Source organism: Lactobacillus sp. ESL0261 (genome assembly GCF_003693025.1).
In the GTDB taxonomy this organism is placed as follows: domain Bacteria; phylum Bacillota; class Bacilli; order Lactobacillales; family Lactobacillaceae; genus Lactobacillus; species Lactobacillus kullabergensis.
Window position 1 is genome coordinate 46,839 of record NZ_REHN01000001.1, and the last position, 19,222, is coordinate 66,060.

Sequence of the window (19,222 nt, forward strand, 5' to 3'; positions counted from 1 at the left end):
TCAAAATAACCACTTTACTTTTAATTGAAGTAAAAGTGGTTATTTTAATTTTTAGAATTTATAAAGAAATTATATTATTTAATTTTTGCTAATGCGTCATCTACAGCGCTTTTAACAGCTTTCGAGGTCAGCGAAGCCCCAGAAACCGCGTCAACATTGGTTGAATTGGATCCAATAATGTTGTGAAGCAAAGGTTTAATGATTTTTTGGCCAATTTCTTTAGTTTCACTTTGTTTGATGACATTGATATCTTGGATATTTTGGTTATTTTTATCCATTGTTACTTTGACCACAAACTCATTTCCCATGCCCTGATCACTTTTACCAAGAAACTGATTCGCACCAAGCTGGTAGTTTTCTGTTTGTTCGTCACTAGCTAGAATTTTAGGGTCAAGTGGGGCAACATTTTCTACTTTTTCTCCTGGTTCTTGAGCGACATTTTCTCCAGCAATTTTACCGAATATCAACAACTCTGCAACATCTTGACCAGCTTGATATTGATTAGTGGTTATGCTACCGGCTTCGCCAGCACTATATAAGCCCTTAATTGCCGAGCCATCTGGCTTTAAAACCTTAGCTTTTTCGTTTCTGCGTGGACCTCCCTGAGTGTTTAAAGCTGCAGGCTGCAACTTAATTGCGTATATTTGTCCATCATCAAGTGGGGTCATTGTCTGGCCATTTCTGCTAAATGAATAATCCTTACCTAATTTTGCAAGTTCGTTAAAGTCCTTAACTGTGTTGTTAAAAATGGTTGAATTAAAATTAAGTTTTGCGGCAAGTTCACTAATAGAGGAGGCTGTAATTGCTTTATTTAAAGCAGATTGTAATGCACCATCCTGTAATTTTTCCAATTTGGCTTTTTGCTTTTGATCAAAAATAATCCAAGATTGTGTAGTCAAATATGGGTGTCTGCCAAAGCCATGAATAAACAGATAGCCGGCTTTAGAATGCTGGTCTTCTGCAAAGTAACGTGTACCATCATTACCTACAACAAAAATGCTGCCTGTGTATAGTTCCGGCCAAGTGTATGCTAAAAGGCCACGCTGGCCATTTGCAACTGCATAAGTCAAACCGTGATATAAGCCACCGCCATTGTAAACACTGGTATGCCATTGATCAGCACCAACTTCAATACTTAAATTGACAGAATCTCCCTTATTATATAGAGTACCCATTGGCACCATTTTAGGAACACCTAAGTAATCCTGAATTCGTTTAGGATCGTTTTCAAAACCCCCGGCTGTGAGAACAACACCTTTTTTGGCGTGGACATATACTTCTTGTCCATGTCTGTTGATCACTGCTCCTATGACTTTGCCGGTTGAGTCTTGCATTAAGTGAATAGCCGGAGATTCATACCAAATGGTAATACGATCAAGGCGTTTCATGACCTCATTTCTGAGTACTTTCCACAAAGCTCCGTCTTCAATTTGCTGCCCATCATGTACAGTGTATAAGTCATAGTCGGAAGCTCCCGGATAGTCAGGATAATCAGGGAAATCTCCTTTGACCGATTGAACTGCTGGTCTGTCTGGATGTGCTAAAAAGCTGAAAGGTTCAACATGAAGGTATTTTTTTAAGTAATTAGGCATATCAGCTACGCCATCAACAAAAGTATCTATGATTTTTTGATTAAGATCAAAGGGTGCTGTCATTTTGGAATAGTATTTTTGATAAGAAGATTTGCTTTTAGTACCTGCAATCATTTGTCCACAATAACGAGTATTACCACCTTCGTGGCCAACGGGTGCAACATCTGTTAAAAGCACTTTGCAATTGTTGTCAGCAGCGAACCTTGCAGCAGTAGCACCAGCTCCTCCAAAACCAATAACTATAACATCAAAATCTGCCTGCCATTTGAAATTGTTAATTTGTGTTGTTAGCATTTTTAAATCCTTTATTCTAACCCTAATACTGACTTTGCTGCACGCCGGCCTTGATGAACGATGCCACCGATAGCTGTACCAGAACCAGGATAGTATGAGCCAAGCCAGCCGCCGGCATTTAGTCCTGCTGCGTACAAGCCCGTAATAGGTTGATTATAAACATCAAGTACGTTGCATTTCTTATTAATCTTTAGTCCACCTAAAGCGCCTAAATTGCCTGGAGTGTTGCGGTATGCGTAGTAAGGTCCGGAAAATGGTCTTACACCATTTGTTCTATTGTATTCTGGATCCGCGCCATTAGCGGCATTTTTATTCCAAGTATTAACGCTGTTAACAAGGTTTGCTTTAGGAACATTAATTTTGTCTGCTAATTCTTCGAGTGAATCGGCTTTAACTACCAAACCGCTTTTGACATCGCTCTCTAGTGATTCTGGGTTCCATGGACTAGTTTTTTCATTAATAGAATCTGCACCAAAAATCTGATAAGTTGGTTTGTCTAGTTGCTTTTCCTGGTTGAAAATTGCCCGGAATTCATAAGCATAAGTTGCATCTTCGTTAACAAATCTTAAGCCATTGCCATTAACAAAAATTGAAGGGATTGTAGGAACACGGTCATCAGTACCATTGCCGGTTCTGGCATCAAAATCAATTGTTCCGCCAAAGCCGGTAACGGCTGCACCAATTGCCATGCCCATCACAATGCCATCACCTTGATCTGTTAAGACAGACCAGCAATGATGAGCTTTAACATCTTCATAATGTTGAGGACTCAAGTCCTTAGCTAATGCTACATTTTGGTCAATCGAGGCTGTTGCCAGAATAACTCCACGGCGTGCTTTTAAATATTTAAGCTGATGGTCTTTTCCTTCACTAACAACACCAATAACCTTGCGCTCACTGCCATCTCCAGCCGTAATTAATCCTATTACAGCAGTATTATAAGTAATTTCTGCTCCTTGTTTTAAAGCATATTTGAGGAGATGTTGGGTTAAAATAATACCGTTGCCACTGGCACCGCCATTTTCATAAACATGAATCCGATCCGCAAAATGATCTTTAGCATAAGGAATCTCAGTGTGTCCGTAGACATTCGTCCATTTAATACCCATATTGGCCAGCCACTCAATATTTTTTGGAGAATTTTGAGTAAAATCATGTACTAAATCTTGGTAAACACGACCTTCACCTGCTTTTAAATATTCCTGCTCATGATTTTCAGGAGAATCATTTTGATATTTAGTAGATTCTTTTTGTAATTCCGTACCCGCTGCTTGAATGACACCTCCGGAATAGTTAGTTGTACCACCAGCGATGCCTTGCTTTTCAATTACCATCACAGAAGCGTGATTTTCTGCGGCTGTAGCAGCAGCGGCTAGACCGGCACCACCGGAGCCTACGACAATTAAATCATATTCACCGTCATATTCGTCTACATCATAATCGGTAACTGTTTCTTTAAGTAACGGATAATTTGCAATCTCAGGAATACCGTTTTCTTTTGTGTGAGAATCAGGTTGCGAGGCACCCGATACAGCATCTACATCGGCTTTTGTCTTTATTCCTGCTTCATTAGCAGCCTTGATAGCAGCCTTTCTTAAAGCACCGGTTGAAATTGAAGCACCTGAAATTGCGTCAACTTCAACGGAATTTTCTTCATTGGCTTTTTCCAGCCAAGTTGCAATTCCCGCTGCACCTACCGTATTCGGCGTAACATTTTCAGCCCAAATCTGCTTAATTTTGTTTTTATTTTCATCAACGTCAATCACAGCTTTAATTATGCCGTGAAAGCCTTTTTCTTCTGCGCTATATTGACTCATAGTTTTACCTCTAAAATATTAAATTTTATTGTTATCGCTTTCGGAATTAGTATATTTTATTTATACTTATAAGTGAAATCAATATCAGTTATTAATAATAGAAATTATTTATAAGAAAAAATGGATATAAAAAAATTAGAAGCTTTTATTAATTTAGTTGAAACTCGCAATTATACTAGAACAGCAAAAGCACTTCATGTGACTCAACCGACGGTTTCTCATGATATTAAGGCAATTGAAAATGAAATTGGTGTAAAACTATTTAATCGTAATAAACGTTATGTAAATGTTACTCAAGACGGCAAAGCTTTTTACCAAAAAATCAGACCTCTAATTAATAACTACTATTCAGCTGTACAAGATATTCAAAAGAAAGACTTGGCTGATAATTATAAAATAATAATAGGCTACTCATATACACCTTTTAATGATATGTACATTCCAATCTGGATTAAAAATTTTCAGCAAATGTATCCCAAAGCTAAGTTTTCAATTATTAGTTTGAATCACAACGAATTGAAGCAACAAGTCTTATCGGGAGAAATAGATGTTATTATCACTACGGGACGGGATGCAGCAGATTTAAATAATATAAAAAGTTATCATATTGAGACTGAGACATTTAAGGCAATTGTTCCTGAAAAGAATCCTTTATGTCAGAAGAATAAACTTGAATTAGAGGATTTCCAAAATGAAAAAATGCTTTTTCTTGATAACAATTGGGCAGCAGAGGATCTAATTAATTTACAAAATAAAGTAATGCATATAAATAATCAAATGCATATTACATATGTTAATGATCTATCTGCTCTTAATATTTTAATTAAAGCTGAGCAGGGCATTGCTTTCGGACTGTATTGCCTCTATCCTCATTTGAATGAAAATTCTGTTTATGTTCCTCTTGATTGGGAGCCACAAGTTGATTTAGTAGCCATTACGCAGAAAAATAATGAAAAAAGAATTGTTTACCAGTTTATCAAGTTTATTCAAGAATTTAACTTTGATTTTAACTAGTACAGAAAATATAAAAAGAAAGGCTGACAGGTCAGTCTTTCTTTTTGCATTAAGCTATATTAATAAAGCCAGTGATTCATATGGTTGTAAAGCTAAAGTTTCAGGCACCTCTTGTAAATTTTTATCGTAGTTGCTAATTAGAGTTTGTGCTTTTTGCCCTTTATAAGAAGCAGGTAAACCGTACGTCACTTTTTGACCATAAAAATTGTTAACTACTAGTAAGGTTTGTCCTTGGTAAAGTCTGCAATAAGCAAAAATTTGTGGATGGTTCAAGTCAATGGGTTCATAGCTTCCCTTAGGGATGATAGGATAATGTTTTCTTAAGTAAATCAGTTTTTGATAATATGGGAAAATTTCACCATGATCAAGTTCAGCCACAACGTTAATTTGTTCTTGATCTTTTGGCTTTAGCCACGGAGTTCCAGTAGTAAAGCCTGCGTTAACGGTGTTATCCCAATGCATTGGCGTTCTGCTATTATCGCGAGACTTTGCCTGAATAATTGCCAGAGCTTTGGCGTCACTTAAGCCCTCCTTTTTAAGTTCATCATAAGCATTGAGTGTTTCGACATCGACATAATCCGTGATTTTTTGGTAATTAGGATTGATCATGCCAATTTCTTCGCCCTGATAAATATAAGGGGTGCCGCGTAATAAGTGCATTACGGTAGCCAGCATTTCAGCGGATTTTTCCCGAAAATGAATGGGATCACCAAAACGGCTCAGCGCCCATGGCTGGTCGTGATTATTCCAAAACAGGGCATTCCAGCCACCACCTTGACTCATTCCAATCTGCCATTTATTAAGAGCATTTTTTAAAGCGGAAAAGTCAAAAGGTATTTTGGTCCATTTCTGACCATTTTGATAATCAACTTTTAGATGATGAAATGTGAAAACCATTGATAATTCGTGATTATCTTTTCTAGTGTAAGCAACGGAATTGGCAACAGTTGTTGAGGACATTTCTCCCACAGTAATCGCATCTGGCTCCTGACCAAAAGTTTTTTGATTTAATTCTTTTAGATATTGGTGCACTATCGGCTGGTCTGTATACATTAACTTGCTAGCAGTGTTTTTAGGCGCATCAGTGAGTTTTTCATCTTTGCCAATAACATTAATCACGTCAAAACGAAAGCCTTTGACCCCTTTGTCACGCCAAAAATTAACGACCTTAAATAGTTCTTTTCTAACTGCAGGATTATGCCAGTCGAGGTCAGCTTGAGTTTTGTCATATAAATGAAGGTAATACTTGCCGGTTTTGCCAAATGGGGCCCAGGCTGGCCCACCAAACTTAGATGTCCAATTGTTAGGTAAACTGCCATCTGCTTTAGGCTCTCTAATGTAGAAAAATTTTTGATAATATTCGTCTCCAGCTAACGCCTTTTTAAACCAAATGTGATCGGTGGAACAATGATTTAAAACCATGTCGAGCATCACACCAATGTGGTTTTGCGCAAGCTTAGCGACTAATTCTTCGAAATCGGCCATTGTGCCAAATAATGGATCGATTTCGTAATAATTTGCGATGTCATAGCCATTATCGTTTTGAGGAGACACAAAAAAGGGATTAAACCAGATCATATCGATATTTAGTTTTTTTAAGTAGGGGATTTTCTCGATAATTCCCCTTAAATCTCCGATACCATCACCGTCACTGTCGTAAAAAGATTTAGGATAAATTTGATAAATTACTTTGTCAGCTAAACTCATAATATAAGTCCTCCATTTTGTGCTTTTCTATGGGCAAAGTCTACAAATTTAAATTTGTCGGGCCGGTGTTGCGAAATAGTGTACTGAAAAAAAGATGTATCTTTCAAATAAGTTAAACTACGCACAACCACCACTAAGTTAGTATCGGTAAGGTGCAACTGCGCCATTACATTTTTACTTGCCGGTTCTACAGTAATAGTTTTAGTGGCATAATCGATTTCAAGTCCTAAATCATGTTCAAAATAGTGGTATAAAGAACTTTTTGCCTGGCTAGCTGATATGTCAGGTACATATTTTTTTAAAATATAATCTTCGTCAACTACTATTGGCTCCTGATTAATTAACCGTAAACGGGCTACATATGTTGCGGCAGTTTCTGTTAAGGATAAATGTTTACGGATTATAAAAGGCATCTGGGCATCTTCTAAGGCCAATATTTTCGTTGCAGCATGCATTTGCTTTTGCTTGTTCAGTTCGTCAAAAGATTCAATATCAGAAATAGGGAAGGCAATCCTTGCTGCATTAATAACTACTGAGCCCTTTCCTTTTATTTTTTGAATTATGCCAGCATCTAAGAGTTCGTTTAAAGCTTTTCTAATTGTTTCACGTGAAACATTATAAAGCTCTGACAGAGCAGGCTCACTCGGTAAAAAATCACCGACAACATATTGTTTGTGCTTTATTTTATTTGTTAGATCCGCTGCTATTTGTAAATATTTAGCTCTCATTATTAGTTATCCACCTTTTAACACTAATCATACCACCTTACGTTTATTTTTTACCTGTCTAGACCAATAAAAAATAAAAAAATTTTTGTTACAACAACATAATAAGCAATTTATTGACACCTGTCTATACAAGAACTATAATTTTAAGGAAAGCGTTATCAGTATATGTGACTGACCTTTTATGTTGTAATTTTCTGGAGGCTAAAATATGAGTAGTACGATTAAAATACTGGCACCTGTTGCCGGTGAGGTCATTAACCTGGAGGATGTTAATGATCCGGTTTTTTCTCAGAAGAAGCTAGGTGAAGGATTTGCCGTTAAACCCAGCGCAGGAGAAATAGTTTCGCCTGTAACTGGGAAGGTGGTAATGGTTGCCGAAACAAAGCACGCACTTGGTTTGCAAACTGCGGATGGTGTGGAAGTGATGATTCACCTAGGTATAGATACCGTTGAACTTGATGGCAAGCCGTTTGATTTGCAAGTGGCAGCCGGCTCTGAAGTAAAAGCTGGCCAGCAACTGGGGACAATGGATCTGCAAGCGATTAAAGATGCCCAAAAAGATGATACAGTGATTTTGGCAATTACTAATACCGCTGATGTTTTAGCTGGTATCGATCTTGCTCTGGGCACTAAAGCTGCTGGTGAAATTGCAGCCACTATCACGTTGAAACAAGCTAAAGCAGCACCAGCTGCAGCTAACAAAAATGAAAATAAATACCAAACTACGGCACGTGAAATTGTTAAGGCGGTTGGTGGCGCTGATAATGTTAAAAGCGTTATGCACTGCTTTACCCGTCTGCGCTTTACCTTAAATGATGATAGTATTCCGCAGGATGACGAGGTTAATAATATTAAAGGTGTAATAGATGTTACCCGTGCTAATAACCAATATCAAATAGTTATTGGGCAAACGGTAGAAGATGTTTACGATGAACTAATTAAGCTACTCGGGCCTGAATATGCCGGACAAGGTGAGCCTGCACCTGCTGCTCCAGCTCCAGCAGCTAACCAATCTCTTGGTGGCAAGATTAAAAATGGTTTCTTCCAGTTAATAGGCGTAATTACCGGTTCTATGATGCCTGTAATTGGTTTGCTGGCCGCCAGTGGTATGTTAAAAGGTATTCTTAACATCTTGACTAACTTTTGCCACATGTCTACGGCTTCTCCAACATACACTATTATCAATGCGATGGGAGATGCGTCGTTTTACTTCCTGCCTTTAATTGTCGGCTTTACTGCTGCTCAAAGATTAGGTTCTAATCCTGTAGTTGTTTCTATTATCGGTGGCTTTCTGATCTACCCTGATTTAGTAAAAATTTATGCCAGCGGTAAATTCAGTTACTTTCTAGCTGGTGTAGGTATTAATGCCAACTTCTTTGGTATTCCAATTCATATTCCGCAATATACTTATTCGATTTTCCCAATGATTTTTGCGGCTTGGATGGCTGCTAAGATTGAACCATGGATTAAAAAGTGGATGCCAGTCACATTAAGACAAATTTTTACTCCTTTAGTAGAAATCTTTTTAGTAGGGATGACGGTCTTAATTATTGTGGGTCCTGTAATTTCATTTATTTCTACGGGAATTGCCAAAGTATTGCAATGGTTACTAACAGTCAACACTGCACTTTCTGGTCTCATTATCGGTGGTCTTTACCAGATACTGGTTATCTTCGGACTGCACTGGGCAGTAGTGCCAATTATTGCGAATGATATTGCTGCAACGGGACATAGTATTTTAAACGGTATTGTTTCAGTAACGATGATTGCACAAGGTGCTGGCGCTCTTGCAGTTTGGTTTAAGACTAAGCACAATCCTGACCTAAAGGGCCTCTCCCTTAGTGCAGCTATTTCCGCCGCTGTTGGTATTACTGAACCGGCAATGTACGGTGTTAACTTAAAGTATGGTCGTGTATTTATGACTTCCAGCCTCGGTGCTGCCATTGGTGGCCTGGTCAACGGTCTGCTTAAAGTTGATATGTATGGTTTTACTGGTAGCTTGATTGGTTTTCCATCCTTTGTTCCTAAAGCCGGACAAGGCAATCCTAATAACCTGTTGAACTTCTGGATTGCTTCTATTGTTACTATTATTGCAGCATTTGCTTTAACTTACTTCTTTGGCTATAAGGAGAATGACGCTGATAGTCCTAAGAATGCTCCCAAGAAGAAGAATTTAGCTGATTTATAATTAAAGACTTTAAAAGGTAAATAAATTTATATAGTTAAAGTGCTTCTAAATAGTTAGACATATAATCTAATTATCAGGAGCACTTTTTTGATTGATTTTATATTTTATAATAATAGATCTTTGTAAAACTCATCAATACTTTGGGCATTAAGAACTTGGGCAAACGTATTCTTATTAGAAAGAAAATCTATTAAATTTTCATATATATTGCGAAAATCATCCTTGTACTGTTTTGAGATTGAAATCATGAAAACCATATTTACAATTTTGTTATCCCATTTTATTCCTCCTTTAGATAAAACAACTGCTACCTTAGTTTGAAAAGAATCATAATTCATGGGATGAATTATAGCTACATTATTGAATGCCGTAGGGCCCATTGATTCTCTTTGCAGGATTTCATCATAAAATGTTTTATTGACGATGCCCAACAATTTCATTTTATGATATATTTTTTTGATTAATTCTTCTTTTGCCATTTTTTCGCTGACATTCCAAAACAAATCTTTTGAAAAAAAAGATAAAGCTTTAGACTTAAACATTTCTTTTTTTCTGTTTAAGGTAGCTTTATCAATAGCAGTTTGAATTTTTAATTTTTGTTTATTTAGATCAAATGGACTAAGAAAGACGCACTTGGGGTTTATGTTACTTTTAATGTCTGGGAGCATGATAAAGAAAATGAGATCATAAGATTCAAAATCATCTTTATTATCAATCTTATCAGTTTCCTTCACAATTGTAATATCCTTGGTAAAATTACGCCTAAAAAAATCATGTATTTGTTCTCTGAACATCAAATAGCTGGGAACTATGAGTACAGTCCTTAACTTTTCCGGATTATGCTTTTGACGTTCAATTTCTGCACCAATAGGAAGAGCAATAAAACTGATTTCATCTTCAGGAACTTTGACTTCCCAAAGTTTATCAATTAAGAATGCAACATAAGTTGCAATGTCATAAATTAAAGGGAAATTATTGCTGATATTTGTTTTTATAGGATTATAGTGAACAAAATTATGTCTTAAACGATAAAGTAGATTATATAAATAAATCGCAAAAGGTTGAACAAATTTAATAGAACTAAGATCAACTAAATACATGTTTTTTACCTTTTTGGTAATTATATTAATATTTTTCATTAAAGTTTTATTGGAAATATTTTTACTCTGAATTTTTGAATACAAATTTGTATGGGTTTTAAATAAAATATCAATTTCTCTAATTTCTGGAGAGGTCAGATCGGTTGAGAAGCTCTTTTTAATTGCTTTTGCTAATTCAATAGTATATGGCCCAATTTCAGCGTTGTCAGTAGCAACGGAATGATTAATAGTTTTGCCCATAGACAATCTTGAGATAAGAACCAATAAGTGTAATAACAAATTATTGTATGAAAACTCATTAACTTGTAATTCATACTTTTTGATCACTTTATCGACCATTGATTGTAACTTAGAAGAGGTTTCTTTACCAAAATATTTTTCTAAATAGTTGCTATTTAATAGATTTCCAGTATTTTCTCGATAGATTAAGTAGCTGAACAGTTTCCTTTTATTGCTTTCTTTTCCAGACAAATATAGTTGATCATGAGCAGAGATAATTTTAACATTCCACTGATCTAATCTTTTATTAATATAATTAAGTGATCTTTTCAATGTAGAGTATGAAATGTAAAGTTCATTTGCCAGGTTAAATGTGTCCAAAGAATTATTTCGCAGTAATTTTTGAACTATATAAGTAAATCTTTCTTCATTATTTTGTGGTATATGTGATCCAACTTTCAAACTAACGCGTAACAGCTCTGTAATAGCTAATCTATCAGAAATATAATAGCCGGAACCATTGGCGGAAATAATATTATTATCATTTAAGCCATTGATTTCTTGAATATAGTTTCTTATTGTGCGATCTGAAACCTGTAATTCATTTGCCAAATCTTTACTGGTAACCGCAGATTCTGAATCTAAAAGAACTTTAATAAGATCGCTTAACTTATCCTGCATGTTTAACCTCCCTTAACTGATTTTAAACTCCAATAACTTATATTCTTATATTAAAAAATTATCATGTCAACTCTATTTTTTCTGTGACTTAGGAAATTAGTAATTTCCTCTTTGCTGGAAAAAAATAAGAAGAAAAAATATTTAAGTATTATGATAATAAAACTTGTTGGATAATCATATTACTTATAGAGGAGAAATTTACATGTCCGAGTCAAAAAGAATTTTATTGGTCTGTGGTATGGGAATGTCCAGTGGCTTTTTAGCTACTAGTGCACGTAAAGCAGCTAAGAAATTAGGTATAAATTATCAGATAGAAGCACGAAGTGAAACAGAAGTTTCATCATTTTTATCTTCTATTGATGGATTGCTGATTGGGCCGCATTATTCTCAAAAGTTAGAAACTTTTAGAAAAGAAGCCCAACCGTACCAAGTTCCAGTAGAAGTCATTCCTGAAAAAATTTACGGAATGATTGATGGACGAGGCTTAATTGAATTTATTCAGAAAACGTTGTTTAAGAAATAGGAGAAATTATCAATTATGAACAATATTATTGACTGGCTTTCTAACAAAGCTGCCCCTTCAATGAAAAAATTTGTAAATAAGCCTTGGGTTGCAACCATTGCTGATTCAATGCAAAAAATTATTCCTTTTATCTTAGCGGGATCTTTGATTTTTCTTTATAACGTTTTTCGTTCTTATATTCCTGCCTTACCAGATTTAAGTAATATTTCTAATTTTACTTTTGGTATGTTAGGTATATTAATTTCATATCTAATTGCCAGTGAAGCGATGGAAAAACTAAATCATCCACAATATTTACAAACGGCTGGATTAACAGCTATAACTGTCTTCTTAATTGCAATCAGTCCTAAAATTACCTCTAAGGGCATTTTTAGTGTTGAATTTAGTCGCTTTGGTGCAACAGGCCTATTTGTAGGTATGTTAACGGGTCTAATCGTTGCTTTAATATTCCATTTGTGGAGTAAGTTACATTTATTAGAAAATTCAAGTGTACCTGACTTTGTAGTGGGGTGGATCAATACTATTATTCCAATTTTGATGAATGTCATATTATTTAGTGTTATTGTTTTTGTTTATTATATTGATCCTTTTAAGTTGATTAATTTAATATTCAGTCCCTTGCAGAGCTTTGGTCAAACGTTACCAGGATTTTTATTATTAAGCTTAATACCAACATTCTTGTATACTTTGGGAATTTCTGCATGGTCATTTAATGCTGTTTCAACACCAATATTTATGGCTGGGATTACTGCTAATATAGCCGCTGTTGCTGCAGGAAAGCCAGCGACAAATATATCTACTAGTGAAGTAATGTATACTAGTGCTTTAATCACTATGGGGGGATTAGGTGCTACATTAGCCTTAAATGTATTGATGCTGTTTGCTAAGTCAACTCGTTTAAAATCTATTGGCAGAATCTGTATTATTCCCTCAATTTTTAACATTAATGAACCGATTATGTTCTCGACTCCTGTTGTTATGACGCCAATATTAATGATACCTACATGGATTAATGCTATTACTGGACCATTAATTGTTTGGATTGTAATGAGATTGCACTGGTTAAATATTCCTTCAAAAATGATTCAAATTGGACAAATTCCTGCTCCATTTTCTTCGGTAATGATTACAGAAGATCTAAGAGCTGTAATTTGGTATGTTGTTTTATTTATAGTTTATTTAGCAACCTGGTATCCATTTTTTAAAGTTTATGATCACCAATTAGTAGAGGAAGAAAGCCATCAAGAAAGTTAGGTGGAAGAATGGAAGATAAATCTCAAGAATTGATTTCAGTATCGATGAAAATAATTATGTCCGCTGGTAATGCTAGAAATTATGCAGACGAAGCTTTTGAATGTGCAAAAAAGGCTGAATTTACAAAGGCAAGTAAAAAAATGGAATTAGCACATAAAGAAATAACGGAGGCACATAATTCACAAACACATATTATTCAAAGTGAAGCTAGCGGCGTAGATTATAAATACTCCCCATTATTTGCACACGCACAGGACACTTTAATGACTATTTCTAGTGAGATTAATTGTGATGAAAAGTTAATTGAATTATTAAAAATATTTTTATCAAGAAAGGAAGATAGTAATGAATAAAATTTTTCCAGATTCATTTATGTTTGGCGGGGCAATAGCCGCTAATCAAGCGGAAGGAGCATTTGAACAGGACGGTAAAGGACTGAGTACCGCTGACATACAGCCTTATTTACCGAACGTCCCAAAAACGGACTTACATTTTAATGATATGGATTCAGAAACCTTAAAGAAATATATTGAGGGTGATTACTATTATCCTAAACGGCAAGGAGTTCATTTTTATGAACGCTATCAAGAATATATTGATGAACTAGCCAAAATGCATTGTCAGACTTTACGCCTTTCGATTGCATGGACAAGAATCTTCCCTAATGGGGATGAAGATAGTCCAAACGAAAAAGGGCTTCAATTCTATGATAATTTGTTTGATTACATGCTGAAAAAGGGAATTGAGCCAATTGTTACAATTAATCATTATGAATTGCCGTTGAATTTAGTACAAAAATATGGAGGCTGGTATAACCGTAAATTAATCAAATTGTTTGTAAATTATAGCAAAGTTATACTTGATAGGTATCATAAGCAAGTAAAGCACTGGATAGTCATTAACCAAATTAATCTGATTCATTTTGAAGCGTTTGCTTCATTAGGAATATTGATGGACAAGGTTGATAATTATCAAGAAGCTAAATATCAAGCAGTTCACCATGAATTTGTAGCTTCGGCTATGGTAACTAAATATGCACATGAGCTTGATAATAGCTTGAAAATGGGTGTAATGCTAGCAGATTCATTGGTGGATCCGATGACTCCTTCACCGCAAGACAGTTTATTGGCGTTCAAGAGAAATCGCTTGCAGTATTACTTTGGTGATGTGCCAATTCGCGGAGAATATCCGCAGTTTATTTTAAATTATTTTAAAGATAATAATATTGATCTTCAGATAAAAGAAGGAGACTTGGAAGTAATTAAAGATAATACTGCTGACTTTCTCTGTGTTAGTTATTATTATACAAATACAGTTGATGCAACTAAAGACTCAATGGAACCTGCAGAAGTTGAAAAGAATCCATATATTAAAGCCAACGAGTGGGGATGGGGTATTAACCCTAATGGTTTATATGAACATATTTCAGCTTATTGGGATAGATATCATTTGCCAATGATGATCGGTGAAAATGGGTTTGGTTATAATGACGTTTTAACGAAAGATAAAAAAGTGCATGATTCTTATCGAATAGATTATACTAATGAACATTTAATTGCCTTGTTGAAAGCAATTAATGATGGTGCAGAAATATTTGCATACTGCTCTTGGGCGCCTTTTGACATTATTAGTGCTGGAACAGCAGAAATGAGTAAGCGATATGGATTTATATTTGTAGATTACGATGACTTTGGCAATGGTTCAGGTCAATTAATTCCTAAAGATTCTTTTTACTGGTATCGTAAAGTAATTGATACTCGTGGTACATTTTTGTTTAACGAAGATAAATAGTAAAAGTATAACTGATACGATTTTTTAAAGTTGTATCAGTTTTTGTGTTTTAATAATTTATCTAGCTAAAATATATAAAGAGACTATCAAAGTTGGAGTGATTATAAAATGAAAGTTCTGATAATTGGTGCTCACGGACAGATTGGGCAATTATTGGTAAAAATGCTACAAGAAAGTACGACTTGCCAGGTCATTGCCGGTTTGCGCTCCCATGAGCAGGAAAAAGCCTATCAAGAAAAGGGAATTACTACTGCATTTGTTGATCTAGCAGGCCCGCAAGGGCAATTGGTAAAAGTAATGCAAACGGTCGATGTAGTTGTATTTGCGGCGGGTTCAGGTGGCAAAACCGGTGCTGATGCAACGATGATGATTGACCTTGATGGAGCAGTCAAAGCAATTAATGCGGCAAAAGAAACTAGCGTTCACCGTTTTATCATGATTAGTGCAATTAAATCTGACGATCGCAGCTTTTGGTCGGATAATGCGCCGGCAGCAGGCCCGCAAAATTATTACTATGCGGCAAAATATTATGCTGATCAGTGGTTATTGCACAGTTCACTCGACTATACAATTTTGCGGCCAGTGGCACTGACTAATCAAAAGGGAACGGGAAAGATCAAAGTGGCAAGTCATTTTACTGATTCTATTGCAGATATGACAATTACTCGTCAAGATGTGGCCCGAACAGTTGCTGACATTATTTTAACGGGAAAATTACACCAAAAGGAATTTGATATTGCTAATGGCTCAGTACCTATTGCACAGGCAATTACAAACTTCCAGTAAAAATATTTTGATCAAAAATTTTAATAGGCTAATAAATTAATGTTTTGTTAACGTGATTTATTAGTCTTTTTACTTTGAGCTAAAACTCAGTAAAAGATGAATGAAAGTAGTATTGCAAATATTGTTGCTTTAAGTCTGCTTAAATTAAAAAACTATTTCGCTTATATTAGTGCATATGGTAAAATCTGCTTATATTGTTATTAGAATAAAGGAGGGAGCTATGCTAAAAGTAGAGCATTTAAGTAAGCGCTTTGGTGATTTTCAGGCTCTTAAAGACGTTAACTTTACCATTCAGCCTGGTGAAATCATGGGTTTGATTGGTCAAAATGGCGCAGGAAAAACCACCACTTTTCACAGTATTTTAAATTTTCTTCATTACGACGGAAAAATTTCCTGGGAAGATCAGCCCATTACTGAAAAAACTTTTGATACGATAGGCTATTTGCCCGAAGAACGCAGTTTACTACCCAAAATGACTATTGAGCAGCAAATTATTTATTTGGCGCAGCTAAAAAGCCGCCCTGCAAAAGAGATAAAACCGCAAATTGTTGACTGGCTGAAACGCTTTGATGTGCAGGGTAAGAAAAGTGACAAAATAAAAACACTTTCGAAGGGTAATCAGCAGAAAGTGCAGTTAATTTGTACTTTAATTCATCAGCCCCAGTTAATTATTTTGGATGAGCCCTTTAGTGGTTTGGATCCGGTAAATGCAGATTTGCTTAAAAACGCAGTTTTAGATGCTAAAAAGAATAATGCAGCAATTATCTTTTCCAGTCACGATATGTCAAACGTTGAAGAAATCTGCGATAGTTTGATCATGTTGAAAAAGGGACAAGTTGTTTTAAGTGGTACAGTTGACGCTGTTCGTGACTCATTTGGTAAAACGGAAATTTACTGCAAAACTACTAAGTCGCTTGCAGAATTACAGCAGCTCCCTCACGTTAAAAAAGTGGAAAAGAAAGCGCATGGCCAATATCTCTTGCGGATTGACGATGAAAACAGCGGTCCGGAAGTCTTTGACGCTTTGACAAATGGCGAATATGTTGAAGAGTTTCGGCAACAACCACCAACACTTGACGAAATATTTAGAATGAAAGCTGGTGAACAACATGAATAAATTATGGACCGTAACACTGCAAACTTATTGGCATCAAGTTAAGTCTTGGTCTTTTCTGCTTTTAATTTTAGGACCATTTTTCATAATTGGATGTAGTGCTTTAGGAGGAGCTATCGGTGCTAGTTCTGATCCAGACAGCCAGATTGCAGTTATCAGTTCCAATGAGCAAGTTCGCCAAAACTTTATTAAAAACAATGATAAATATGTTGATGCTAAAATTAAAACCGCTGAATCTGCTAAAAAGGCTGTCAAAAAAGAAAAGATTGATGGTTACCTGGTATTTGAAACGCAAAAAAAGCAGGTTAAGGCCATTTATCACGGAGCGTCACCCATTGATGATGAATTGAAGCCTAAAGTAAAAAGTTATTTACAAGTCTTGCAGAGTCAACTGAATTTGCAAAAGGCGCAATTAGCACCACATCAGCTTAAGGCCTTACAACAGCAACCGCAGTATAGTGAGATCCTCCAGAAAAAGCAGCTGGGCGATAAACTGGCTAAAATGGTGTCATTAATTATAGTGATTATGGTCGTTTACATGGTTTTGCTTTCCTACAGTAGCATTACAGCTCAAGAAATAGCTTCTGAAAAGGGTACGAAGATTATGGAAATCATTTTCTCCAGTACAACTGCGGCAAAATATTTCTTAGGCAAAATTCTGGGTATTTTTGGTGTAATTATTACGCAGCTTTTAATCTATATTGTTGGCGGCTGGGCCACTTACCGCTGGGCTTTACATGCAAAAATTACGGCGTCTTTCATGCATGACAACCAGGTAGTAATAAATAAAATTCTAGGCAATTTGGTAAATGTCAATCTCATTTTCCTGATTCTGGGTGTAATTATTTATACGATATTAGCAGCCTTTTCAGGGGCTTTAGTAGCCAAGCCAGAAGATTCTTCAAAAGCTGCTCAAGGCACTACGATGATTTCCCTTATTGCTTTTTTCCTGTCGCTTGCCTTTATTTCTAACCCCGAACAAATTCTGCCACAAGTATTATCCTATGTGCCATTCTTTTCTTCATTCATGATGCCAATTCGGATAATTAATGGTCATGTGGGTAATATGGAAGTTATTCTGTCGCTGGTAATTTTAATAGTAAGTATTATTGGCTTGACAATATACATTAGTAAAATCTATCAAGGCGTAATTTTGCAAACTGAAGATACCAGCTTTTGGAAGAGATTAAAACGAGGACTGGCATATAGTAAAGCGTAAATAATATAAAAAGACTGGGGTGAAAAAATCCTTGTCTTTTTTGAATGTTAAACTTGATGTATAATAAAGTACTATTCAAACCAAATACTGTATTTTTATGATTAGTCGTTAGTGGATATCATTTGAATACATTTAAACTTTGTATGTCCAATGGCTGGATTTTAGTAACTGAACAATGTCTAGTTACTGGTAATAACTATTTCTCTGACTTTTTAATTGTGGCTGCAAAGACCAAAATATTAATAATAGTTTTAAACAAAATTTGTCATTCGGAGGAAGCATGATTATCAGTAATATTTGGTTGATTATTTTTGCCACTATTTCTTCATTTTCCAGGGGAATAATATCAGTTATTGACCGTTACCAAATGGGGTATCGGAAGCAAAGCTCAATTGATGTGAACTTTTTAAACAATATTTGTAGTTCGGTTTTAGTGACTTTCTTCCTGATTTACGTCCTGCACAGTTTTCCCAGTCCCAGAATAACCAACAACTATCTTATTAAAGTCCTTTTATATGCTTTTTTGGCGCAGATAGTTGCCTATGGTTACAGCTATGTGTTCAAAAAAGTTTCAATTATGCAGTCTGTGCTTTTGAGCAAGGTGACCGATCTTTTTATTCCTTTGGCCATTTTGCTGACTATGGGTTACTTTAGCAAATCTTCATATTTAGTTTCTATTATTTCCACTGTAATAGTAGTTATTTATATTGTTTTCGAGCAGCGCCACAATAATTTAAATTTGAAAAACCTGTTGACGACTTTTGCCGTAATTGCGCCCTTATTGATTATTCAAGCTGCACTTTCACCGTTATTAACTAAAGGCCTAATCAAACCGATTGATCTGGTCTTTTTTACTATCATGACAATTTATGTGCGCTGTTTAATTACCCTAATTACTTTTATTTATAAAAATAGAACTCTTAAAATCAGCGCTGAAAATCTTAAAGGCAAGGTTTATCTGATTTATGGTTCTCGGGCGGTTTTGACTCTTTTAGCGCAAGTAACTTATACTTTGGCAACGTCTTCACCCAACTCAAGCATTGCCTGGATCTTTTTAAACATGACCTCTTTATACAGCGTCATCTTTGGCGATATTTTCCTTAAAGAAAAGATGAAATTTGCAGATATCTTGGTAATTGTGGCCATTTTTATCTTGGCTTTGTTTTCAAAGTAACTGCAGGAGTTTGGAAAAATA

At 35.5% G+C, this 19,222-nt stretch carries 15 protein-coding genes; 10 read left to right on the plus strand and 5 right to left on the minus strand.

Translation table 11 applies throughout. The features are described from left to right. Nucleotides 1-74 precede the first annotated feature (74 nt). Nucleotides 75-1,886: an FAD-binding protein gene (locus F5ESL0261_RS00230; protein WP_122051727.1), complete on the minus strand. Its 1,812-nt coding sequence runs from the start codon at nucleotides 1,884-1,886 to the stop codon at nucleotides 75-77. Nucleotides 1,887-1,897: 11 nt separating this feature from the next. Continuing rightward, the gene (locus F5ESL0261_RS00235; RefSeq protein WP_122051728.1) at nucleotides 1,898-3,703 is read right to left on the minus strand and encodes an FAD-dependent oxidoreductase; all 1,806 of its coding nucleotides are present in this window, start codon (nucleotides 3,701-3,703) and stop codon (nucleotides 1,898-1,900) included. Between the two features lie 120 nt (nucleotides 3,704-3,823). Here F5ESL0261_RS00235 and F5ESL0261_RS00240 point away from each other — a divergent pair, with 120 nt between their 5' ends. Next, nucleotides 3,824-4,717, plus strand: a complete 894-nt coding sequence (locus F5ESL0261_RS00240; protein WP_122051729.1) for a LysR family transcriptional regulator — start codon at nucleotides 3,824-3,826, stop codon at nucleotides 4,715-4,717. Nucleotides 4,718-4,771: 54 nt separating this feature from the next. Here the strand turns inward: F5ESL0261_RS00240 and treC are convergent, their stop codons facing one another. After that, nucleotides 4,772-6,424, minus strand: coding sequence for an alpha,alpha-phosphotrehalase (treC, locus tag F5ESL0261_RS00245; RefSeq protein ID WP_122051730.1), 1,653 nt, complete (start codon nucleotides 6,422-6,424; stop codon nucleotides 4,772-4,774). Further along, entirely contained in the window at nucleotides 6,421-7,152 is a 732-nt protein-coding gene (treR, locus tag F5ESL0261_RS00250; RefSeq protein WP_122051731.1) for a trehalose operon repressor, read from the minus strand. The genes treC and treR overlap by 4 nt, the downstream gene beginning before the upstream one ends. A gap of 208 nt (nucleotides 7,153-7,360) precedes the next feature. Between treR and F5ESL0261_RS00255 the strand changes: the two genes are divergently transcribed. Next, entirely contained in the window at nucleotides 7,361-9,340 is a 1,980-nt protein-coding gene (locus tag F5ESL0261_RS00255; RefSeq protein WP_122051732.1) for a PTS glucose transporter subunit IIABC, read from the plus strand. A gap of 104 nt (nucleotides 9,341-9,444) precedes the next feature. Here F5ESL0261_RS00255 and F5ESL0261_RS00260 read toward each other — a convergent pair whose 3' ends face one another. Further along, on the minus strand, nucleotides 9,445-11,340 hold the full coding sequence (locus tag F5ESL0261_RS00260) for a transcription antiterminator (protein ID WP_122051733.1): 1,896 nt from the start codon (nucleotides 11,338-11,340) through the stop codon (nucleotides 9,445-9,447). Nucleotides 11,341-11,542: 202 nt separating this feature from the next. Here F5ESL0261_RS00260 and F5ESL0261_RS00265 point away from each other — a divergent pair, with 202 nt between their 5' ends. From F5ESL0261_RS00265 to F5ESL0261_RS00300, 8 genes are all read left to right on the plus strand, one after another. Then, nucleotides 11,543-11,863, plus strand: coding sequence for a PTS sugar transporter subunit IIB (locus tag F5ESL0261_RS00265; RefSeq protein ID WP_045927300.1), 321 nt, complete (start codon nucleotides 11,543-11,545; stop codon nucleotides 11,861-11,863). Nucleotides 11,864-11,878: 15 nt separating this feature from the next. After that, entirely contained in the window at nucleotides 11,879-13,117 is a 1,239-nt protein-coding gene (locus F5ESL0261_RS00270) for a PTS sugar transporter subunit IIC (RefSeq protein ID WP_122051734.1), read from the plus strand. A gap of 8 nt (nucleotides 13,118-13,125) precedes the next feature. Next, complete coding sequence (locus F5ESL0261_RS00275; RefSeq protein WP_122051735.1) at nucleotides 13,126-13,470, plus strand: PTS lactose/cellobiose transporter subunit IIA; 345 nt, start codon at nucleotides 13,126-13,128, stop codon at nucleotides 13,468-13,470. Next, the gene (locus tag F5ESL0261_RS00280; RefSeq protein ID WP_122051736.1) at nucleotides 13,463-14,908 is read left to right on the plus strand and encodes a glycoside hydrolase family 1 protein; all 1,446 of its coding nucleotides are present in this window, start codon (nucleotides 13,463-13,465) and stop codon (nucleotides 14,906-14,908) included. Before F5ESL0261_RS00275 ends, F5ESL0261_RS00280 begins: the two co-directional genes overlap by 8 nt. Before the next feature lie 108 nt (nucleotides 14,909-15,016). Further along, complete coding sequence (locus tag F5ESL0261_RS00285; RefSeq protein WP_122051737.1) at nucleotides 15,017-15,694, plus strand: NAD(P)H-binding protein; 678 nt, start codon at nucleotides 15,017-15,019, stop codon at nucleotides 15,692-15,694. Between the two features lie 220 nt (nucleotides 15,695-15,914). Then, complete coding sequence (locus tag F5ESL0261_RS00290; protein WP_122051738.1) at nucleotides 15,915-16,811, plus strand: ABC transporter ATP-binding protein; 897 nt, start codon at nucleotides 15,915-15,917, stop codon at nucleotides 16,809-16,811. After that, entirely contained in the window at nucleotides 16,804-18,027 is a 1,224-nt protein-coding gene (locus F5ESL0261_RS00295; protein WP_122051739.1) for an ABC transporter permease, read from the plus strand. The genes F5ESL0261_RS00290 and F5ESL0261_RS00295 overlap by 8 nt, the downstream gene beginning before the upstream one ends. A 280-nt stretch (nucleotides 18,028-18,307) precedes the next feature. Next, the gene (locus F5ESL0261_RS00300) at nucleotides 18,308-19,201 is read left to right on the plus strand and encodes an EamA family transporter (protein ID WP_045928682.1); all 894 of its coding nucleotides are present in this window, start codon (nucleotides 18,308-18,310) and stop codon (nucleotides 19,199-19,201) included. The last annotated feature ends 21 nt before the right edge of the window (nucleotides 19,202-19,222 follow it).